Source organism: Mycobacterium shinjukuense (genome assembly GCF_010730055.1).
In the GTDB taxonomy this organism is placed as follows: Bacteria; Actinomycetota; Actinomycetes; order Mycobacteriales; family Mycobacteriaceae; genus Mycobacterium; species Mycobacterium shinjukuense.
The window spans coordinates 4,103,432-4,117,815 of the sequence record NZ_AP022575.1 but is presented as its reverse complement, the minus strand read 5'-3'; the positions used below and the strand labels follow the sequence as shown (position 1 = coordinate 4,117,815).

Annotated in this window: 15 protein-coding genes and 1 pseudogene; 7 read left to right on the top strand and 9 right to left on the bottom strand. The window is 67.5% G+C overall.

Translation table 11 applies throughout. The features are described from left to right. Positions 1–4: 4 nt before the first annotated feature. Positions 5–703 carry a S1 family peptidase gene (locus G6N20_RS18625; RefSeq protein ID WP_083048309.1) on the bottom strand — a complete coding sequence of 233 codons (699 nt, stop codon included), beginning with the start codon at positions 701–703 and terminating at the stop codon, positions 5–7. 182 nt (positions 704–885) lie between these two features. Between G6N20_RS18625 and G6N20_RS18620 the strand changes: the two genes are divergently transcribed. Then, complete coding sequence (locus G6N20_RS18620) at positions 886–1,392, top strand: phage holin family protein (protein WP_083048312.1); 507 nt, start codon at positions 886–888, stop codon at positions 1,390–1,392. Further along, positions 1,393–2,358 carry an alpha/beta fold hydrolase gene (locus G6N20_RS18615; RefSeq protein WP_083048314.1) on the top strand — a complete coding sequence of 322 codons (966 nt, stop codon included), beginning with the start codon at positions 1,393–1,395 and terminating at the stop codon, positions 2,356–2,358. Here the strand turns inward: G6N20_RS18615 and marP are convergent. From marP to nth, 4 genes are all read right to left on the bottom strand, one after another. Further along, on the bottom strand, positions 2,351–3,544 hold the full coding sequence (gene marP / locus G6N20_RS18610) for an acid resistance serine protease MarP (RefSeq protein WP_142272033.1): 1,194 nt from the start codon (positions 3,542–3,544) through the stop codon (positions 2,351–2,353). The genes G6N20_RS18615 and marP overlap by 8 nt on opposite strands. A 5-nt stretch (positions 3,545–3,549) precedes the next feature. Further along, positions 3,550–4,335 carry an NUDIX hydrolase gene (locus tag G6N20_RS18605; RefSeq protein WP_083048318.1) on the bottom strand — a complete coding sequence of 262 codons (786 nt, stop codon included), beginning with the start codon at positions 4,333–4,335 and terminating at the stop codon, positions 3,550–3,552. Between the two features lie 78 nt (positions 4,336–4,413). After that, entirely contained in the window at positions 4,414–5,052 is a 639-nt protein-coding gene (locus G6N20_RS18600; RefSeq protein WP_083048321.1) for a TlpA disulfide reductase family protein, read from the bottom strand. An 18-nt stretch (positions 5,053–5,070) separates the two neighbouring features. Further along, positions 5,071–5,832, bottom strand: a complete 762-nt coding sequence (nth, locus tag G6N20_RS18595; protein ID WP_083048322.1) for an endonuclease III — start codon at positions 5,830–5,832, stop codon at positions 5,071–5,073. 92 nt (positions 5,833–5,924) lie between these two features. Between nth and G6N20_RS18590 the strand changes: the two are divergent. Both G6N20_RS18590 and crp read left to right on the top strand, forming a co-directional pair. Then, positions 5,925–6,153 (top strand): annotated as a pseudogene (locus tag G6N20_RS18590) (hypothetical protein); the annotation flags it as partial. A gap of 262 nt (positions 6,154–6,415) precedes the next feature. After that, positions 6,416–7,090, top strand: coding sequence for a cAMP-activated global transcriptional regulator CRP (crp, locus tag G6N20_RS18585; RefSeq protein WP_083048324.1), 675 nt, complete (start codon positions 6,416–6,418; stop codon positions 7,088–7,090). 264 nt (positions 7,091–7,354) lie between these two features. Here crp and G6N20_RS18580 read toward each other — a convergent pair whose 3' ends face one another. From G6N20_RS18580 to G6N20_RS18570, 3 genes are read right to left on the bottom strand one after another with little or no spacing between them, the layout of a single operon-like run. Further along, a complete protein-coding gene (locus G6N20_RS18580) occupies positions 7,355–8,143 on the bottom strand; it encodes an MBL fold metallo-hydrolase (RefSeq protein ID WP_083048325.1) in 789 nt (262 codons plus the stop codon). Between the two features lie 5 nt (positions 8,144–8,148). Continuing rightward, positions 8,149–8,616: a RidA family protein gene (locus G6N20_RS18575; protein ID WP_083048327.1), complete on the bottom strand. Its 468-nt coding sequence runs from the start codon at positions 8,614–8,616 to the stop codon at positions 8,149–8,151. Between the two features lie 13 nt (positions 8,617–8,629). Then, positions 8,630–8,791: a DUF4177 domain-containing protein gene (locus tag G6N20_RS18570; RefSeq protein ID WP_003419736.1), complete on the bottom strand. Its 162-nt coding sequence runs from the start codon at positions 8,789–8,791 to the stop codon at positions 8,630–8,632. Positions 8,792–8,867: 76 nt separating this feature from the next. Here G6N20_RS18570 and G6N20_RS18565 point away from each other — a divergent pair, with 76 nt between their 5' ends. Next, complete coding sequence (locus G6N20_RS18565) at positions 8,868–9,890, top strand: ArsA-related P-loop ATPase (protein ID WP_083048329.1); 1,023 nt, start codon at positions 8,868–8,870, stop codon at positions 9,888–9,890. Then, positions 9,887–11,068 (top strand): ArsA family ATPase, encoded by a 1,182-nt coding sequence (locus G6N20_RS18560; RefSeq protein ID WP_083048331.1) that lies wholly within the window; start codon positions 9,887–9,889, stop codon positions 11,066–11,068. The genes G6N20_RS18565 and G6N20_RS18560 overlap by 4 nt, the downstream gene beginning before the upstream one ends. A gap of 137 nt (positions 11,069–11,205) precedes the next feature. On the opposite strand, the gene G6N20_RS18555 is transcribed toward G6N20_RS18560, so the two are convergent. Then, entirely contained in the window at positions 11,206–11,562 is a 357-nt protein-coding gene (locus tag G6N20_RS18555; RefSeq protein ID WP_083048333.1) for a WhiB family transcriptional regulator, read from the bottom strand. Positions 11,563–11,924: 362 nt separating this feature from the next. Between G6N20_RS18555 and ponA2 the strand changes: the two genes are divergently transcribed. Then, the gene (gene ponA2 / locus G6N20_RS18550; protein ID WP_083048335.1) at positions 11,925–14,348 is read left to right on the top strand and encodes a transglycosylase/D,D-transpeptidase PonA2; all 2,424 of its coding nucleotides are present in this window, start codon (positions 11,925–11,927) and stop codon (positions 14,346–14,348) included. The last annotated feature ends 36 nt before the right edge of the window (positions 14,349–14,384 follow it).

Below are 14,384 nucleotides of genomic sequence, written 5' to 3'. Positions count from 1 at the left end.
GACTTTAGGCGGGCACGGGGACGAATCCCGCGCCCGGTCGGTTCTTGGCATTGATGTCGGCCATGTCGGTGTTGAACGACATCACCACCGCCGGGGTGTGCAGCGGGATGTATTTGGTGACGCAGCTGGGCAAGTTTTCGCTGAAGGCGCCGTGGATCATCCCGACCAGCAGATTGTCGACGGTCACCGGTGCTCCCGAGTCGCCGGGGCCGCCGCACACCTGCATCACGATGGTGCCCGGATCCTGCCCCGGCCCCCAGGTGACGCCGCACGAGTGACCGGTGGTGCGGCCCTGCTTGCAGGCGATCTGGCCGAACACCGGGTCCGGGCCGATGCCGTTGATGGTAAAGCCGTTGAAGGTGGCGACCGGCGTCACCTTGGCCGGATCGAACTTGATCACCGCGTAGTCGAGGCCGTCATTGCCGGCCACCATGGTGCCTACCGGGCCCTTGCTTTCGGATCCTTCCGCGGCGACCGAAGCGCCCGGGCCCCCGCAGTGCGCGGACGTGAAGCCGACGAGATCGCCGTTCTTGTCGTGGCCAATGGTGGTCAGGGTGCACATCGTGTCGCCGTTGACGACGATGCCGGCACCGCCACCCAGCGGCACCTTGTCGTCGGCGGCCGCGGTGTTCGCCGGCGCGCACACCAGCGCGCAGGACATGGCCACGATCGACGCGGCAAGGCAGCGGTGCGCCGTCTGCACAGTGGTACTCCCGTCGATTCGTCGGACGTCAAAGAGCCGCGCGCCAGTCTAGATCATCACCCGGCAACGTCGGTCGCCGTTGCGGACGGCCGCGAACGTCAGCCTCGTATGGCGTCACACCGCATGGCAACATAAACCGCGACGAGCGCGAACCGTGGGCAACAAGACCGAGAGGAACGCCAGTGAGCAAAGCCGATCGCAATAACGGTGTGCCCAGCACGCTGACCACGATTCCGCTGGCCGACCCGCACGCCCGGCCCGCTGAGCCGTCGATCGGTGACCTGATCAAGGACGCCACCACGCAGATGTCGACGCTGGTGCGGGCCGAGGTCGAGCTCGCCCGCGCCGAAATCACCCGCGATGTCAAGAAGGGTCTGACCGGCAGCGTTTTCTTCATCTCCGCGCTGGTGGTGCTGTTCTATTCCACGTTCTTCTTCTTCTTCTTGCTCGCCGAGCTGCTGGACACCTGGATATGGCGTTGGGTGGCGTTTTCGATCGTGTTCGCGGTCATGGTCGTGGTCACCGCCGTGCTCGCGCTGTTGGGCTACCTGAAGGTCCGCCGGATTCGGGGACCGCGGCAGACGATCGAATCGGTCAAAGAGACGCGCACCGCACTCACCCCGGGCCACGAGAAAACCGCTGCCGGGGTACCCAAGGCCATCACCCCCACCGACCCCTCGGGTTGGTAGATGCCAGCACCCGATCCGTCGATGACCCGCATCGACGGGCCATGGCGCCATCTGGACGTGCACGCCAACGGCATCCGCTTCCATGTCGTCGAGGCGTTGCCGCCCGACCATGACGCGGGCTTGCCGGCGACATCCCGGCCGCTGGTCATCCTGCTGCATGGTTTCGGCTCGTTCTGGTGGTCCTGGCGGCACCAGCTGCGCGGGCTGACCGGGGCGCGCGTGGTCGCGGTCGACTTGCGCGGCTACGGCGGCAGCGACAAACCTCCCCGCGGCTACGACGGCTGGACGCTGGCCGGCGACACCGCCGGCCTCATCCGCGCGCTGGGGCACTCGTCGGCGACGCTGGTCGGCCACGCCGACGGCGGCCTGGCCTGCTGGACCGCCGCGTTGCTGCATCCCCGGCTGGTGCGCGCCATCGCCCTGATCAGCGCGCCGCACCCGGCCGCGCTGCGACGCTGCGCGCTGACGCGCCGCGATCAAGGTCGCGCGCTGCTTCCGACGTTGCTGCGTTATCAGGTGCCGATCTGGCCGGAACGCTGGCTGACCCGCAACGACGCGGCCGAGATCGAACGTCTCATCCGCAGCCGCAGCAGCCCGAAATGGCTTGCATCCGAAGACTTCTCGCAAAGCATCGGCTATCTGCGCCAGGCGATCCAGATCCCGGCGGCGGCGCACAGCGCACTCGAATACCAGCGCTGGGCGGTGCGCAGCCAACTGCGCGACGAGGGCCGGCGATTCATGAAATCCATGAACCAACGACCGGGCATCCCCGTCTTGCACCTACGCGGCGACGCCGATCCCTTCGTGCTGGCTCACCCGGTCGAGCGCACCCAACGGTACGCGCCGCACGGTCGGTACATCTCGATCGCCGGGGCGGGACATTTCAGCCATGAGGAGGCGCCCGAGGAAATCAACCGGCACCTGATGCGGTTTCTCGAGCAGGTGTATCGGCGCCGGCTCAGCTGACACAGGCCCCGGTGCCCACCGGTTGGGTAGCACCCACCCCGGAAAGCTGGTTTGCCACCTCACCGGCCGTCAACACGAAGCCGGTGTCGGCGTCGTCGACCGCGGCGCCGAACACCACACCCAGCACCTGACCGTCCAGGTCGATCAACGGTCCGCCCGAATCACCTTGCTCGACATGGGCTCTGATGGTGTACACGTCGCGGGTGACCGGCTGCGGGTTGCGGTAGATGTCGGGGCCGCTGAGCTTGATGAGCTCGCGCACCCGGGCCGGGGTCGCGGTGAAGTTGCCGCCGCCGGGATAACCCATGACCACCACACTGGTGCCCGTCGTGGCCTCGTCCTGAGCGAAGATCAGCGGCTGCGCCGGCACGTTGGGGACGGCCAGGATCGCGATGTCCACCGAGGGGTCGTAGGACACCACGGTGGCGTCGAAGGGCTTGCCGTCCGCGTACACCTGCACGCTGTTGGACCCGGCCACCACGTGCGCGTTGGTCATCACCCGGTCGGGTGCGATCACGAAGCCGGTACCCTCCAGCACCTTCTGGCAGCTCGGTGCCAGGCTGCGGATCTTGACGACGCTGGGCGCGGTGGCCACCACGACAGGGTCATTGGCCAGCGCGGGGTCTGGTGAGGCCACCGGGATCACCGGGGTGCGGCTGAACGGCTCCAGAACCGCGGGCAGGCCGGAGGTGTTCAGTAACGCCGACAGCCGCTTGGGCACCGTCTTCAGCCAGGTCGGCGCCACCTCGTTGACCTGGGCGAGCACCCGCGAACCGCGCACCGCGGCCGCCAACTCGGGCTGGTCCTTCGACTGGGTCAGCGGCGTCGCCAGCAGCCAGGCCGCGGTCAGCACCACGACCAGCTGTACCCCCACCCCGATGACGGAGTCGATCACCCGGATCGGCCGGTTGCGAATGGCGCCGCGAACCGCGCGTCCCAACACCACGCCGGCGACCTCCCCGACGACCACCAACGCCAGGATCAAAAACAGCGCGGTGAACAGCTTGGCCCGCGGAGCGGCGATGTGGGTGACGATGTGCGGCGCCAGCAGCACCCCGGCCACCGCGCCCAGCAGGACACCGGCGAACGAAAGCAGCGAGCCCAGGGCACCCGAACGCCAACCCGAGACCGCGGCGATGAAGGCGACCGCCAGGACGGCGACATCCAGCCACTGCGACGGCGTCATCGAATTCATCGTCGGTCACTCTCGTCGTCGACCGCGGCCATCGCCTCGTCCAGCTCGCGCACATCGGTGGTGTCCCAGGGCTGGGCCCAGCCGGCGACGTCGAGCATCGCAGAGATCACCTGTCCGGTGAAGCCCCACACCAGCATCTCGTTCAACAGGAACGCCGGCCCGGCCAGCCGTCGAGTGTGTGGGCGACGGTACACCATCAGCCGGTTGGCGGGATTGACGAAGGCGTGCACAGGAACCCGCGCCACGACCGCGGTTTCCGCCTCGTTGACGACGGTCACCGGCCCAGGATCCGGGGAATAGGCCAACACCGGGACGACGTGATACCGCGACGGCGGGATGAACGTTCGCTCCATGGTGGCCAGCGGATGAAGCCTGCCGAGGTCGATTCCGGTTTCTTCATGGGCTTCCCGCAGGGCGGTGGCAACCGGCCCATCGTCGTCGGGATCGGTGGCGCCACCGGGGAAGGCCGCCTGGCCGGCGTGGTGGCGCAACGTCGACGCCCGCACCGTCAGCAGCAAGTCGGCCTCCTTGGGGACATCGCCGGACGGCCCCGATTCCGGACCCGAGAACAGCACCAGAACGGCGGCATCTCGGCCGTCCCCGCGCAGCGAGGCGGTCGCCCCGGCGGCGGTGACCATCGCCAGCACATCAGCCGGCAGCCGGCGCCGAAACGCATCGGGTACCTGGTCGACATTGTCGACCAGGGGACGCAGCCAGGGCGGGCCGAGTTCGGTCGTCAGGGAAACCCTGCCCCGCTCGCGCGCGGTACCCCCAGCACTCACCGACTCCTCCTTAGCTTCACTTCCCCCGGCTCCTCATCGGGCCGCTGCCCCCGGCCCGCATCGTCGCCGCGCGCGGCTTCACCCCGCCCCGTTTTCGACCGCGGCAGCGATCTCGTCGACGCTGCCGAAGGCCCGCGGCAGGGTCTGGGCAACGCTACCGTCCGGCCGCAGCACCACCGTCGCTGGCATCGCATTGGGGATGTGCAGCGCCGCCGCTACCCTGCGACGGCCGTCCTGCAGCGTCGGCAACCGAACGCCGAGATCGGCCAACCGGAGCAACGCGGCCGTCTCGTTTTCATCTTGATGCACGGTCACCACCATCACCTCCGTCCCGACCAGCCGTTGATACTCGGCCATCGCTGGCAGTTCGGCCAGGCACGGCGCGCACCAATACGCCCAGAGGTTGATCACCACCCGGCGTCCGGCCACCGCCTGAGCGACGTCGACGGTGGAACCGTCCGCCGCGCACTCCACCACCACACCGCGCAACGCCCGCGGGCCCGGCCCGGATCCCGGGGCGGGACAGGGCGGAAGATCCGCGCGCAGCCGGGGCCCGGCCAGCGCTTCCGTGGTGACGGCGTCACGATGTTCGGGCCGGGCCGGGGTTTGGGTCGTCGCGTTTGGCGCGGAATTGTCGCGCAGCTGGATGACCAACCCCAGCGTCAGCGCGATCAGCACCGCCACGATCGCGATGGTCCAGCGGGTTTTCGCGGTCACGTTTCCGGGGCCCCGGTTCTACAGGCCGGCCAAGGCCAGCAGGTGCTCGGTTTCCGGGCCCTGGATCAGCGGTGCGGCCAGCAGCGGTTCGGTGGGCCCGAGCCCGAAGGAGGGGCAGTCCTTGGCGAGCACACACACGCCGCACGCCGGTTTGCGGGCGTGGCATACCCGGCGGCCGTGGAAGATCACCCGGTGGCTGAGCAAGGTCCACTCCTTGCGTTCGATGAGCTCACCGACCGCCCGCTCGACCTTGACGGGATCCTCTTCGGCGGTCCAGCGCCAGCGTCGCACCAGGCGACCGAAATGCGTGTCGACGGTGATCCCAGGGATACCGAAGGCGTTGCCCAGGATGACGTTGGCGGTCTTGCGACCCACGCCGGGCAGCGTGACCAGCTCGTCCATGGTGGCTGGCAGCTCACCGTCAAAGCGCTCGACGAGGGCTTGCCCGAGGCCGATGAGTGCGGTTGCCTTGTTGCGGTAGAAGCCGGTGGGCCGGATGAGGCTTTCGAGTTCGGTGCGGTCCGCCCGCGCATAATCCAGCGCCGTCTTGTATCGCGCGAACAGCGCCGGCGTCGTCTGGTTCACCCGCTTGTCCGTGCTTTGCGCCGACAGAATGGTGGCCACCGCCAGTTCGAGCGGCGTGGTGTAGTCCAGCTCGCAGTACACATGCGGAAATGCCTGTGCCAGTTTGCGATTCATTCGCCGAGCCCGTCGCACCAAGCCGGTTCGGGTTTCTTCGGACCAGCGTCTGGCGAGGGCTGGGCGGGGCGGGGCGGGCATCGCTTCAGATCGCCCGGACGACTCTGCCGCTGTCACCTACGACAGAGTACTGATTTCGTGATCTCACCGAGACCCCGTGTTAATTCAAGGCCATGTTTACTCTCCTTGTGTCATGGTTGCTGGTGGCCGGCATTCCGGGGCTGCTGATGTTGGCCACACTCGGGCTGGGGCGCCTGGAAAGGGCGCTCGCCCAGGAAAACGTCGCCGCCGCCGAGGTCACGGAATTTCTCGACCAGGCGGACGCCTTAGACGTGCATACGCTAGCCCGCGAAGGCATGCCGGAGGCGCTGGCCTACCTGCACCGACGGCAGGCCCTGGGCCTCACCCGACCGTCATCCACCAGGGCACGACCCGGTAAACATCGCGCCGAGTCGTCCTTTGCCGACGGACCACGCGAGCCCCCTCGAGGCGGGGTCAGCGACCCGGGTTCACCGGCATTCCGGGTCCAATTCGCGGTTCAGGGCGACTCGACACGTCGATCGTGTGTAGCGTTGGCAGGTCGGACCGATTGGCCTACCTTATAGAGTCGTGTCACTGACAATTAGGTGGCCTGCCCGTATCACTGGAGAGCTGAAGAGGCAACGTGGACGAGATCCTGGCAAGGGCAGGAATCTTCCAAGGGGTTGAGCCCAGCGCGGTCGCCGCACTGACCAAGCAGCTGCAGCCTGTCGATTTCCCCCGCGGACACACGGTTTTCGCCGAGGGAGAGCCGGGTGATCGGCTCTACATCATCATCTCGGGGAAGGTCAAGATCGGCCGTCGCTCACCGGACGGCCGGGAGAATCTGCTGACCATCATGGGCCCATCGGACATGTTCGGCGAGTTATCGATCTTCGACCCGGGACCGCGGACCTCCAGCGCGACCACGATCACCGAGGTGCGGGCGGTGTCGATGGATCGCGATGCGCTGCGAGCATGGATCGCCAATCGACCGGAGATTGCCGAGCAGCTGCTGCGGGTGCTGGCCCGCCGGCTGCGCCGCACCAACAACAATCTGGCCGACCTCATCTTCACCGATGTGCCTGGTCGGGTGGCCAAGCAGCTGCTGCAGCTTGCCCAGCGGTTCGGCACCCAGGAAGGCGGCGCCATGCGCGTCACCCACGACCTGACTCAAGAGGAGATCGCCCAGCTGGTGGGCGCTTCCCGGGAGACGGTGAACAAGGCGCTGGCCGATTTCGCCCACCGGGGCTGGATCCGTCTGGAGGGCAAGAGCGTGCTCATCTGTGACTCCGAGCGCCTAGCCCGCCGAGCGAGGTAAGCGCGCGCGCAGCGCGGGCGCAACCGAGCGAGGATCCAGCCGCGAGCGAGGTAAGCGCGCGCGCAGCGCGGGCGCAACCGAGCGAGGATCCAGCCGCGAGCGAGGTAAGCGCGCGCGCAGCGCGGGCGCAACCGAGCGAGGATCCAGCCGCGAGCGAGGTAAGCGCGCGCGCAGCGCGGGCGCAACCGCGCGATCGCGCCGAGCCTGTAGTTACCGAGGTCTCTACTCGCACTCTTTCACGTTAACTACAGCCTCGGTGGGACTTCAGCGACGCAGGTAGTCCAGTTGCACCTGCACCGACCATTCGGCCGCATCCCAGAGCTTCTCGTCGACGTCGACGTAGACGTGTTCGACGATCTGGCGAACGCTGGCGTCATCGCCAAGCTCGCGTAGCGCCGCGCGCACCTGCTGCAGCCGCTCCCGCCGGTGCGCCAAGTACCCCTGCACGACGGCAGCCAGATCGGGCAGTTCCGGCCCGTGCCCGGGCAACACCGTCCGCCGGCCCAGGCCGCCGAGCCGGTGCAGGGATTCCAGGTAGTCGGCGAGGCTGCCATCGGCCTTGTCAAGGACGGCGGTCCCGCGGCCCAGCACACTGTCCGCGGTCAGCACCGCATCGTCGAGCACAAACGACAGCGAATCAGCGGTGTGGCCGGGAGTGGCCAGCGCCGTGATCGTCAGCCCGGCGGCGTCGATCACCTCGCGGTCGGTCAGCGGCACCCCATCGCCGCGGAGGAACTGCGGATCGGCGGCGCGTACCGGGGCCCCGGTCCGCTCGAACAGCTTGTCGACGCCGGCGATGTGGTCGAGGTGCCGATGGCTGATCAGTACCAGCGCGATGCGGCCCAGCGCGGCGATCCGGTCAATATGGTCGTCGTCGGGACCGGGATCGACGATCACCAGCTCGCCGCTGCCCGGGCCGCGCAGCACCCACGTATTGGTGCCCTCCAACGTCATCAGACCGGGGTTGTCGGCCAATAGGACAGAGGCGGTGTCGGTGACCGCCCGCAGCCGGCCGTACGCCGGATGGGTCAGCGACTCCGCTGGCGGCGCCACGGCCGTCAGCCGACCTGCACGATCAACTCGACCTCCACCGGAGCGTCCAGTGGCAACTCAGCGACACCGACCGCCGAACGCGCATGCGCGCCGTTGTCGCCGAACACCTCGGCAAGCAGGTCGGAGGCCCCGTTGACGACGTTCGGCTGGCCGTTGAACCCGGGTGCGGACGCGACGAAGCCGACCACCTTGACCACCTGGGTCACCGAATCAAGACCCACCAGCGCGTCGACGGCCGCCAACGCGTTCAGCGCGCAGATGCGCGCCAGCGCTTTGCCCTCGTCGGGACTAACCTCGGCGCCGACTTTGCCGGTCCGGGCCAACTTTCCCCCATCGAACGGCAACTGGCCCGCAGTGAAGACCAGATTGCCGGTGCGCACCGCGGGAACATAAGCGGCCAGCGGCGCCGCCGCTTGCGGAAGCGTGATGCCGAGTTGCCCGAGCCGCGTCTTCCAAGAGGATCCGGCGTTCATGACCCGGACCTGCCTACTTCGGGCGTTTCAGGTAGGCGACGTGCTGCTCGCCGGTGGGCCCGGGGAGCACCGCCACCAGCTCCCAGCCGTCGGCTCCCCACTGGTCGAGGATCTGTTTGGTGGCGTGCGTGAGCAGCGGAACCGTTGCGTACTCCCATGCGGTGGGTTGGGTCATGCCGTGAGCTTATCCGCCGGATGTGATCGGCTTCGGCCAGCCCGGTGGCCGCCGACGGTGGTGGGTTTAGCATGCGATGGTGGCAAACACCTCGAGCGGCGGCACCGCCGTTGGCTGGCCGTCGCGCTTGTCAAAGGCCCGCCTGCATTTCGTGACCGGCAAAGGCGGTACCGGAAAGTCGACGATCGCGGCCGCGCTGGCGCTGACCCTGGCGGCCGGAGGCCGCCAGGTCCTACTCGTCGAGGTCGAGGGGCGCCAAGGGATTGCGCAGCTCTTCGACGTGCCGCCGCTGCCCTACCAGGAGGTCAAGATCGCGACCGCCGAACGCGGCGGCCATGTCAACGCGCTGGCGATCGACATCGAGGCCGCGTTCCTGGAATACCTGGACATGTTCTACAACCTGGGCATCGCGGGCCGGGCGATGCGCCGCATCGGTGCGATCGAGTTTGCCACGACCATCGCGCCCGGGCTGCGCGACGTGCTGCTCACCGGCAAGATCAAGGAGACGGTGGTGCGTGTCGACAAGAACAGGCTGCCGGTCTATGACGCGGTCGTCGTGGATGCGCCCCCGACCGGCCGGATCTCGCGCTTCCTGGATGTCACCAAGGCCGTCGCTGACTTGGCCAGGGGCGGACCGGTGCACTCGCAAAGCGAAGGCGTCGTCAAGTTGCTGCACTCCGACCAGACGGCGATCCACTTGGTCACCCTGCTCGAAGCGCTGCCGGTGCAGGAAACCTTGGAAGCCATCGAAGAGCTCGCCGAGATCCAGTTGCCGATCGGCAGTGTGATCGTCAATCGCAACATCCCGGCCTATCTGCAGCCCGAAGACCTGGCGAAAGCCGCCGAGGGTGATGTCGACGCGGACTCGGTGCGGGCCGGTTTGGCGACGGCCGGGATCACGCTCACCGACAACGACTTCGCCGGTCTGCTCACCGAGACCATCGAGCATGCCACCCGAATCGCCGCTCGCGCCGAAACCGCGCAACAACTTGACGCCTTGCACGTTCCACGACTGGAACTGCCGACGATCTCCGACGGCGTCGACCTCGGCAGCCTCTACGAGCTCTCCGAATCGCTTGCCCGGCAGGGGGTTCGATGAGTACCTCACCCGCTCACCGGCCTGTGCCCCTTGATATGGCCGCCATCCTGGCCGACACCTCCAACCGGGTTGTGGTGTGCTGCGGCGCCGGTGGTGTCGGCAAGACCACCACCGCAGCGGCGATGGCGCTGCGTGCCGCCGAATACGGCCGTACTGTGGTGGTTCTGACGATCGATCCGGCCAAGCGGCTCGCACAAGCGTTGGGAGTCAACGACCTTGGCAACGCACCGCAGCGCGTACCCCTGGCGCCCGAAGTTCCCGGCGAGCTGCACGCGATGATGCTCGACATGCGCCGCACGTTCGACGAAATGGTGGTCCAATATTCCGGACCCGAACGGGCACAAGCGATTCTGGACAACCAGTTCTATCAGACGGTGGCCACGTCGCTCGCCGGAACGCAAGAGTACATGGCCATGGAGAAGTTGGGGCAGCTGCTGGGCCAGGACCGCTGGGACCTGGTGGTGGTGGACACACCCCCGTCGCGAAACGCGCTGGACTTCCTGGACGCGCCCAAACGTCTGGGCAGCTTCATGGATAGCCGGCTGTGGCGGCTGCTGCTCGCGCCCGGCCGGGGTATTGGCCGGCTGGTGACCGGCGTCATGGGTTTGGCGATGAAGGCGCTGTCGACCGTGCTGGGTTCGCAGATGCTGAGCGATGCGGCCGAGTTCGTTCAATCGCTGGACGCCACGTTCGGGGGGTTCCGCGAGAAAGCCGACCGCACGTATGCGCTGTTGAAGCGGCGTGGCACCCAGTTCGTGGTGGTCTCGGCCGCAGAGCCCGACGCGTTGCGCGAGGCGTCGTTCTTCGTCGACCGGCTGTCGGAGGAAGGGATGCCGCTCGCGGGGCTCATCCTGAACCGCACCCACCCGTTGTTGTGCCCGTTGCCGGTCGAGCGCGCGATCGACGCCACCGAGACATTGGAGGTCGATCACGCCAACTCGGAAGCCGCATCGCTGGCGGCGGCCGTGCTGCGGATCCATGCCGATCGGGGGCATACCGCCAAGCGGGAGATCCGGTTGTTGTCCCGGTTTACCGCGGCCAACCCGCACGTGCCGGTCAGGGGTGTGCCGTCGCTGCCGTTCGACGTCTCCGACCTCGAGGCGCTACGCGCGCTCGCCGACCAGATCGCACCGGCCGGCGACGATGCGGGCCGCGCAACCGCCCCGCCGGCGGTATGACGGCCGTTCAGAAACCGGTCTATTGGGCACGAGCCAGTTCCTATTGGACGCAAGCAAGTTAACGCCGCTCACCCGGCGTTGTAATCAAAATGTCATCAGGAAGACGGCGGCCCCACCCGCCCTGATCGGGGCGAAAGTCAGCCGGCGGTGCCGGTGCGCCGCTTGCGCTTGTCGAGGTAGTCCGCCCACGAAACCACTTCGGGGTGTTGCTTGAGCAGGGCCCTGCGCTGACGTTCGGTCATGCCGCCCCATACGCCGAACTCGACCTTGTTGTCCAGCGCATCGGCTGCGCACTCCTGCATCACCGGGCAGTGGCGGCAGATCACCGCCGCCTTGCGTTGGGCAGCCCCACGGACGAAGAGCTCATCGGGGTCGGTCGCACGACACAGGGCTTTCGATACCCAATTGATCCGTTCTTCCGGGTCGACGGTGCGGAGCAGGTTTTGCGCGGACGTGAGGTTTGTTCTTCGAGCGCCCGGACGTGTTGCTGACACGAGCTGATCCCTTCCTTCGGTCGCCGTATCGCGACCGCCCTCCTTGGGTACCAGCCGATGTTGCGCTCTAACTCACACTGTGCACATCGGTGTTACCTGAATCTCACTGCGTATCTAAGTTAGGTGGTCGCCTGCCAATTGCGCAACAGTATGATAACGGTTCTTTTGGGACGCGCGTGCCGTCTTGGGCGAATCGGCCGGGGCAAATACGCCGCGCTGGTCCCCCGATTGCGCGTCTGACCTGTGATGCAGGGGCCAACTAGCGCCCCGCCCCGGCCGGAGCCGCCGCCACCGTCTCGCCGAAGATTTTTTTCGGGTTACACGGCGTGGGGACGGGACACCGGATCGCTACTGTGGTACCCATGCCCGACCGCCCCCCGGCCGTGATCACGATCGTGAAGCTCGCTGGGTGCTGTCTGCTGGCAAGCGTCGTGGCCACGGCGTTGATGTTCCCGTTCGCCGGGGGCCTGGGGCTGATGTCCAACCGCGCCTCCGAGGTCGTGGCCAACGGCTCGGCCCAGCTCCTGGAGGGCCAAGTCCCGGCGGTATCGACGATGGTCGACGCCAAGGGCAACGTCATCGCCTGGCTGTATTCGCAGCGGCGCTTCGAGGTGCCCTCCGACAAGATCGCCAACACCATGAAGCTGGCGATCGTCTCGATCGAGGACAAACGGTTTGCCGACCACAACGGGGTGGACTGGAAGGGCACCCTGACCGGGCTGGCGGGTTACGCGTCCGGCGACCTGGACACCCGGGGCGGTTCGACCATCGAGCAGCAGTACGTGAAGAACTACCAGCTGCTGGTGACGGCCCAAACCGATGCCGAGAAACGCGCGGCCGTCGAAACCACCCCGGCGCGCAAGCTGCGCGAGATCCGGATGGCGCTGACCCTGGACAAGACCTTCACCAAACCCGAGATCCTGACCCGCTACCTGAACCTGGTGTCGTTCGGCAACAACTCGTTCGGCGTGCAGGACGCGGCGCAAACCTACTTCGGCGTGGACGCCAAAGACCTGAATTGGCAGCAGGCGGCGCTGCTGGCGGGCATGGTGCAGTCGACCAGCACGCTCAACCCGTACACCAACCCCGAAGGCGCGCTGGCCCGGCGCAACCTGGTCTTGGACACCATGATCGAGAACCTGCCGCAAGAGGCTGACGCGCTGCGTGCCGCCAAGGCCCAACCGCTGGGGGTATTGCCGCAGCCCAACGAGCTGCCTCGGGGCTGCATCGCCGCCGGTGACCGCGCCTTCTTCTGCGACTACGTCCAGGAGTACCTGTCTCGGGCCGGGATCAGCAAGGAGCAGCTGGCCCGCGGCGGCTACCTCATCCGCACTACGTTGGACCCGGACGTGCAGGCCCCGGTCAAGGCCGCCATCGACAAGTTCGCCAGCCCGACCCTCGCCGGCATCTCCAGCGTGATGAGCGTGCTCCAACCGGGCAAGACGTCGCACAGGGTGTTGGCGATGGCCAGCAACCGCAAGTACGGCCTGGACATCGAGGCCGGTGAGACCATGCGGCCGCAGCCGTTCTCGCTGGTCGGCGACGGCGCCGGGTCCATCTTCAAGATCTTCACCACGGCCGCCGCGCTGGAGATGGGCATGGGTATCAACGCCCAGCTCGACGTGCCGCCCCGATTCCAGGCCAAGGGCCTGGGCAGTGGCGGGGCCAAGGGATGCCCCAAGGACACCTGGTGCGTGGTCAACGCCGGCAACTACCGCGGATCGATGAACGTGACGGACGCGCTGGCCACCTCGCCCAACACCGCGTTCGCCAAGCTGATCTCCCAGGTCGGCGTCGGGCGCGCGGTGGACATGGCGATCAAACTGGGCCTGAGGTCTTACGCCAATCCCGGCACCGCCCGCGACTACAACCCCGACAGCAACGAGAGCCTGGCCGACTTCATCAAACGGCAAAACATCGGGTCGTTCACCCTGGGCCCCATCGAGGTCAACGCGTTGGAACTGTCCAACGTCGCGGCCACGCTGGCCTCCGGCGGCATGTGGTGCCCGCCGAACCCGATCGACAAGCTGATCGACCGCAACGGCAACGAAGTGGCCGTCACCACCGAGACCTGCGATCAGGTGGTGCCCGAGGGGCTGGCCAACACCCTCGCCAACGCGATGAGCAAGGACGCGGTGGGCAGCGGCACGGCGGCCGGATCGGCCGGCGCGGTGGGCTGGGACCTGCCGATGTCGGGCAAGACGGGTACCACCGAAGCCCACCGGTCATCCGGCTTCGTGGGCTTCACCAACCGCTACGCGGCGGCCAACTACATCTACGACGACTCCACGACACCGACGGACCTGTGTTCCGGCCCGCTGCGCCACTGCGGCAGCGGTGACCTATACGGCGGTAACGAGCCGGCCCGGACCTGGTTCACCGCGATGAAGCCGATCGCCACCAACTTCGGTGAAATACGCCTGCCGCCCACCGATCCGCGCTACGTGGACGGCTCACCCGCGTCGCGGGTGCCGAGCGTGGCCGGTCTGGACGTGGACCAGGCGCGCCAACGGCTCAGGGACGCGGGATTCCAGGTGGCCGACCAACCGAACTCGGTCAACAGCTCCGCAAAGTACGGTGAGGTGGTCGGGACGTCACCCAGCGGCCAGACGATTCCGGGTTCGATCGTGACGATTCAAATCAGTAACGGCATCCCGCCCCCGCCGCCTCCGCCGCCGGAGGGTGCGCCGCCGGAGGTGGTTGGATCGCAGGTCATCGAGATTCCGGGCCTGCCGCCAATCACGATTCCGTTGTTGGCGCCGCCCGCGCCTCCGCCGCCTCCGTAGTCGCCGTGCGCGTCGCAGACGCGCCGGGATGCGCCG

What these genes read in the sequence shown, in the direction of transcription:
- nth (WP_083048322.1), bottom strand. Translation starts at nt 5,832, where the DNA reads ATGCCCGCCCCGCCCCGCCCAGCCCTCGCCAGACGCTGGTCCGAAGAA.
- G6N20_RS18575 (WP_083048327.1), bottom strand. Translation starts at nt 8,616, where the DNA reads ATGAACGCCGGATCCTCTTGGAAGACGCGGCTCGGGCAACTCGGCATC.
- G6N20_RS18560 (WP_083048331.1), top strand. Translation starts at nt 9,887, where the DNA reads ATGAGTACCTCACCCGCTCACCGGCCTGTGCCCCTTGATATGGCCGCC.
- G6N20_RS18565 (WP_083048329.1), top strand. Translation starts at nt 8,868, where the DNA reads ATGGTGGCAAACACCTCGAGCGGCGGCACCGCCGTTGGCTGGCCGTCG.
- G6N20_RS18570 (WP_003419736.1), bottom strand. Translation starts at nt 8,791, where the DNA reads ATGACCCAACCCACCGCATGGGAGTACGCAACGGTTCCGCTGCTCACG.
- G6N20_RS18615 (WP_083048314.1), top strand. Translation starts at nt 1,393, where the DNA reads ATGCCAGCACCCGATCCGTCGATGACCCGCATCGACGGGCCATGGCGC.
- ponA2 (WP_083048335.1), top strand. Translation starts at nt 11,925, where the DNA reads ATGCCCGACCGCCCCCCGGCCGTGATCACGATCGTGAAGCTCGCTGGG.
- marP (WP_142272033.1), bottom strand. Translation starts at nt 3,544, where the DNA reads ATGACGCCGTCGCAGTGGCTGGATGTCGCCGTCCTGGCGGTCGCCTTC.